Source organism: Photobacterium lucens (assembly GCF_009873615.1).
Classification (GTDB): domain Bacteria; phylum Pseudomonadota; class Gammaproteobacteria; order Enterobacterales; family Vibrionaceae; genus Photobacterium; species Photobacterium lucens.
Genome location: NZ_SSMG01000182.1, coordinates 1 through 5,904, shown reverse-complemented (window position 1 = coordinate 5,904; position 5,904 = coordinate 1). Strand labels below are relative to the sequence as shown.

General features: G+C 37.9%; 5 protein-coding genes. 1 reads left to right on the top strand and 4 read right to left on the bottom strand.

Annotated elements, in window-relative coordinates; translation table 11 throughout:
- Positions 1-70: 70 nt before the first annotated feature.
- Positions 71-1,261, bottom strand: a complete 1,191-nt coding sequence (gene tsgA, locus E5A76_RS08735; protein ID WP_053987010.1) for an MFS transporter TsgA — start codon at positions 1,259-1,261, stop codon at positions 71-73.
- Positions 1,262-1,529: 268 nt separating this feature from the next.
- On the opposite strand from tsgA, the gene E5A76_RS08730 reads away from it, so the two are divergent.
- Entirely contained in the window at positions 1,530-2,438 is a 909-nt protein-coding gene (locus E5A76_RS08730) for a DUF6454 family protein (RefSeq protein ID WP_161118686.1), read from the top strand.
- Positions 2,439-2,663: 225 nt separating this feature from the next.
- On the opposite strand, the gene galU is transcribed toward E5A76_RS08730, so the two are convergent.
- Genes galU through E5A76_RS08715 form a run of 3 tightly spaced genes read right to left on the bottom strand, consistent with a single transcriptional unit; the run spans position 2,664 to position 5,835 of the window.
- Entirely contained in the window at positions 2,664-3,614 is a 951-nt protein-coding gene (galU, locus tag E5A76_RS08725) for a UTP--glucose-1-phosphate uridylyltransferase GalU (protein WP_161118685.1), read from the bottom strand.
- A gap of 25 nt (positions 3,615-3,639) precedes the next feature.
- On the bottom strand, positions 3,640-4,644 hold the full coding sequence (locus E5A76_RS08720) for an NAD-dependent epimerase (protein ID WP_161118684.1): 1,005 nt from the start codon (positions 4,642-4,644) through the stop codon (positions 3,640-3,642).
- A gap of 33 nt (positions 4,645-4,677) precedes the next feature.
- Positions 4,678-5,835: a nucleotide sugar dehydrogenase gene (locus E5A76_RS08715; protein WP_161118683.1), complete on the bottom strand. Its 1,158-nt coding sequence runs from the start codon at positions 5,833-5,835 to the stop codon at positions 4,678-4,680.
- Positions 5,836-5,904: the final 69 nt, after the last annotated feature.

Here is a 5,904-nt window from a genome sequence, read left to right as displayed (position 1 = left end):
ATGCTTTTTTATAAAAAAAGCCACTACAGTAAAACTGTAGTGGCTTATTTATTTCAAATGAATGCCTATTTTATTCAGCGTCGGCATGACCATAAATACGATGCTTAGTCACAAAGCCAACTAAGAAACACATCACAAATACCACGCCGTATAAGCCATTTGCGGTAACCAATGCCGCATGTGCACCAAACTTGTCTACGATTGGACTGGTAACCACAAAGGTCAGCATGGTACCGATGGTGCCGCAAAGCAGAATAAAGTTCACCAATTTCGGTGATGCAGCTTTGGTTTGCTGTGAGCCCAAGGTAATGATCGAAGTGTAAATAGCACTACTAAAGAAGCCCAATGTTGAAATCACGTAAAGCAATGTTTTCGCATCAGTATCTTTGTTGAACCAGTACATTAGTACCGTTGCTAGTGCTGCTAATACCATCACGAAACGCTGCAGGTCAAATTTCTTTAACAGTACACTGAAGATCCACATGCCGATCATGTATGCGCCCCAGAAGTAACTCACCAATTGACCGGCATCGGTGATCGACATACCTAAATCTTTAGTCGCGTATTCAGGGATCCAAGAAACAAAACCTAGCTGACCAAGAATGTAGCACAGTGCCGCAATCGCTAAGAACACCACGCCTAAGCCCCATTTTTCTTTCTCAGGGATCACTTCAAATTCTTCTTCGTCTTTTTTACCCAGTACAGGGAATTTAGCAATTAACGTCAGAATAAAAATCGCTAAGTAGATACCACCGATAGCGACATATACCCAGTACCATTCAAGATGACGTGCTAATACTGCCGCTGAAATCACAGGGAAAATCATCCCCGCCATACTAAAGAACGAATCAGTAAACAGCAGACGCGAACCACGTTGCTTACCTTCATAGATATGGGTAATAAGGTATGTACCAATCGACATGGTGATACCACTCACCACACCTAATACAAACATGCAGCCAGAGAAAATTGCCAAGTTATGCCCAAACATTAGCCCTAAAATTGCTAATACCATGAGACAAAAACCAAAGATAAGCTGGCGTTTTAACGGCACTATTTCCATCAACCATACATTGAGGAAAATAGAGATCAAAATACCTGTGTTTAAGAAAGTAAAGGTATTACTCATGCTCGATATTGGTAAGTCGAAATACTTAGCAATATCGCCCATCACAATACCTGTGACGATGATCAGCGAGCCAGTCAACGCATAAGATAAAAAACTGATCCATGTCAGGAGGTTGCGGTTTGTGTTTGTCATAGCAAATCCTGAAAAACGTTCTAGTGAAAAATAATGTAATGAAATGCTACCAATTAGTATTACATTTAATTGTGATTATACTCACAAAGCATCATTCAAGTTATGCGTATTAGGATAAAATATCATTAAATTCAGGATTTATTCAGCGAAAAATTAGCAGTAAGAATATTTACTCCTTCACACTTGCCTTTTACCAATTAATAGAACTGTCATTATTTTCATTTAGTTTTAGCGCATTTCGCGACAACTTAATTCTTATTGGTGACCTATGTTCAAAAAAACACTTCCGAGCGTAATCTTACTTTCTTTAAATGCTTATGCTTTGCCTCAAGATGTTGCAAGCAACTTCAGTCAATTAAATAGCCATATGAAATGGGACAATAAGCAAGAAATCAAACTAGAAGGCAATACCTATCATCCTCAAGGCATGGTCAAGATCGGTGACTACTTTTATATCTCTTCTGTAGAAGTTATAGAGCAGCCAACAAAATATTCAAAACTGATGCAAGGGTTAGATCGCACTGCAGGGAAAGGCAAAGGGCATTTATTCAAATTTGATAAAACCGGAAAACTGGTTGCTCAGGTAACCTTTGGCGAAGGCGATATTTATCACCCAGGTGGTTTGGATTTTGACGGGAAAAATATTTGGATGCCAGTGGCAGAATACCGCCCTCACAGCCACTCTAATATCTATAAAGTAGATCCTAATTCACTGGAAATCACCAAGCAATTTACAGTTAATGATCATATTGGTGCCCTTTCTTATGATCCTGAAACAGAAACTCTGTATGGCGGCACTTGGGGCTCACGTGAATTTTACACTTGGCCGTTAAAAGGCAACAAAGCAAACCCACAGAGTACAACAGTAAAAAATACGTCTTACTATATTGATTATCAGGACTGTAAATTTACCAGCGAGCATTTCCTTATCTGCTCTGGTTTAAAGAAATACACAGTTAATGGAAAAGAAGAAGTCACATTTGGTGGATTGGAATTAATCGATACGAGATCAATGACACTTTCACAGCAGATACCCGTTGACGCATGGATCAAGCCCGACCTTCCCATGACACAAAATCCATTTTGGATTGAGAAAGAACATGAAAGCCTCACCTTCTATTTTGCGCCTGAAGACAATAAAACCTCAATTTACGTCTATAAAGAACACAACAGTTAAGGTTAACAGCCAAAAGCTCAAACCAAGCGAAGCTTTCGTGCTTCGCTTTTTAGACTCAACTGAACCTATATGGTATGACTATTTTATACTGAGTTTTATGATTAAATGCGCTCTGGTGGCGTGATCAAATCTGACTAACGCCCAAAACAAAAACAGCCCGATATTATTAAGCACTAGTAATAAAGAGCTAATATCGGGCTGTTTTATTTATGCGATAACAGATAATTATGCGTCTGCTTTTTCACTTAATGGTGTTAGATCTAAACTATCAGTGAACGAGGTGTCATTGAGTGTTTTGATATAAGCAGTAAAGGCTCCGCCTAATGCCTTATCACGCATACCATATTCAACAAATGCTTTTGCGTAACCTAACTTGTCACCACAATCATGAGAGCGACCTGTCATGTGAAACGCTTCAACGGTTTCATCTTGCATTAGCATATCAATGGCATCAGTTAGCTGGATTTCATCACCCGCGCCTGGTGGTGTCATTGCTAGCTTATCCCAAATGTTATGGGATAAAACATAACGACCAACTACAGCAAGGTTAGACGGCGCATCTTCAATGGCTGGCTTTTCAACCATACGCGCCATAGGACAAAACTCACCTGCTTTTAGCTCAGTACCATTACAATCCACCACACCGTACTTTGACACATCACTCATTGGTACTGGCTCAACCATGATTTGGCTCGCACCTATTTGTTCAAAGTGACTAATCATCGCCGCTAAGTTTTCTTTGCTTTGGTCGGCGGTGTATTCATCTAAAATCACATCAGGCAATACAACGACAAACGACTCATCACCCACTAGCGGTTTGGCACACAATACAGCATGACCTAAGCCTTTCGCCTGACCTTGACGCACATGCATAATGGTTACATCTTTCGGACAAATCGCTTGAACTTCATCTAACAGCTGACGTTTAACACGCGCTTCTAACGTTGCTTCTAGTTCAAATGAGGTATCAAAGTGGTTTTCAATGGCGTTTTTAGACGAGTGCGTGACTAATACAATTTCTTTAATACCCGCATTAACACACTCATTCACAATATATTGAATAAGCGGTTTATCGACTAACGGCAGCATTTCTTTTGGAATTGCTTTGGTTGCCGGAAGCATACGTGTACCTAGCCCTGCCACAGGAATGACAGCTTTTTTTATTTTGTTATTCATTATTCATCCGTATTTAATGAAAGACTTATTTATTATAAAAGTCGCGATACCACCGAACAAAGTTCTCAACACCTTCCTTAATTGGTGTTTGAGGCTTATAGCCAGTAGCTTCAAACAAACCGCTAGTATCTGCATAAGTTTTATATACATCACCCGGCTGCATTGGCATGAAGTTTTTCTTCGCTTCAATGTCTAAACTTGATTCAAGTGCTTCAATATAATCCATTAACTTTTCACACTTACCATTGCCAATATTATAAACACGATAAGGTGCAGAGCTGTCTGCTGGTGAACCTGTTTCTACAGACCAGTCAGTTTGTTTCTGAGGTACTACATCTTGAATACGTAGAATACCTTCAACAATGTCATCGATATATGTAAAGTCGCGTTGCATATCACCATTATTATAAATATCGATTTCCTCGCCATTCATAATCTTATTGGTGAACTTAAACAATGCCATATCAGGACGGCCCCAAGGACCATAGACAGTAAAGAAACGTAAACCTGTTGTTGGTAAATTATAAAGATGTGAATATGTGTGAGCCATTAGCTCATTTGCTTTTTTACTAGCCGCATAAAGTGAAATTGGGTGATCAACAGAGTCACTTGTTTCAAATGGCGTTTTAGCATTCAAGCCATAAACTGAGCTAGAAGAGGCATAAATTAGGTGCTTAACCTTATTATGGCGACAGCCTTCTAATACATTTACAAAGCCAACCAAGTTACTGTCAGCATAAGCTAGTGGATTATCAATCGAATAACGAACACCCGCTTGAGCGGCTAAGTTAATTACGCGATCAAACTGCTGCACTTTAAATAATTCAGCCATGCCTTCACGATCAGCTAAATCTAATTTAATAAATTCGAAATTAGGATGCTCAATACGTGCTAAACGAGATAATTTTAAATTTACATCGTAATAATCATTTAAATTATCGATACCAACTACTTGATGACCAAGCGCAGTTAGACGCTCAGTAATAGCACTACCGATAAAACCAGCAGCACCAGTTACTAAATATTTCATAATAGCTCAACTTATAAATGGAGAAGTAATATATTAATCGTTACCAAATAGATCACGGGTATAAACTTTATCGGCAATATCAGAAAGCTCTTCAACCATACGGTTTGAAACAATCACATCACAGCTTTGTTTAAAATCAGATAAATCTTCAATAACTAGTGAGTTAAAAAACTCTTTTTCTTTTAACACAGGCTCATAAACAACGACTTCAATACCTTTCGCTTTAATGCGCTTCATAATGCCTTGAATGCTAGATGCTCGGAAGTTATCAGAACCCGCCTTCATGATTAGTCGATAAATACCAACACGCTTAGGATTTTTAGCAATGATAGAGTCTGCAATAAAATCTTTACGAGTTGTATTCGCATCAACAATCGCGCCAATGATGTTATTTGGTACATCACGATAATTTGCACGAAGTTGTTTAGTATCTTTCGGTAAACAGTAACCACCATAACCAAATGATGGGTTGTTATAGTGATTACCAATACGAGGATCTAAACCAACACCTTCAATAATTTGGCGTGAATCTAAACCATTAGATGCTGCATAAGTATCAAGCTCATTAAAGTAAGCGACACGCATAGCAAGGTATGTATTAGAAACCGCTTCCGCCTCTATGGAGTCTGTAAACAATACAGGAATATCTTCTTTAATTGCACCTTCGACAAGTAAGTTAGCAAATACTTCAGCTCTTTTACTTTGCTCACCAACAATAATTCGAGAAGGGTATAAGTTATCGTATAGTGCACGGCCTTCACGTAAAAATTCAGGTGAGAATATAATATTTTCACAGCCAAACTGTTGTTTAATTTGCTCGGTATAACCAACAGGAACAGTTGATTTAATCACCATTACTGCATTTTGATTAATCGCTATAACATCTTTAATAACTGCTTCAACAGATGAGGTATTAAAAAAATTATTTACAGAATCATAATCAGTAGGAGTCGCAATTATGACAAAATCAGCATTTTCATATGCTAATTGCTTATCTAATGTAGCATAAAAATTTAATTGCTTATTTTGGAGAAAATTTTCAATTTCAGTATCAACGATTGGAGATGTTTCATCATTAAGTAAATTAACTTTTTCTTCGATAATATCAATAGCAACAACTTCATTATGCTGTGCTAAAAGCATAGCATTAGACAATCCGACATATCCTGTCCCAGCAATAGCAATTTTCATTATAAAACCAAAAAATAAATAGATAATAAAAATACTAATTACCACTAACCACAGAACCTGTCACTTAAA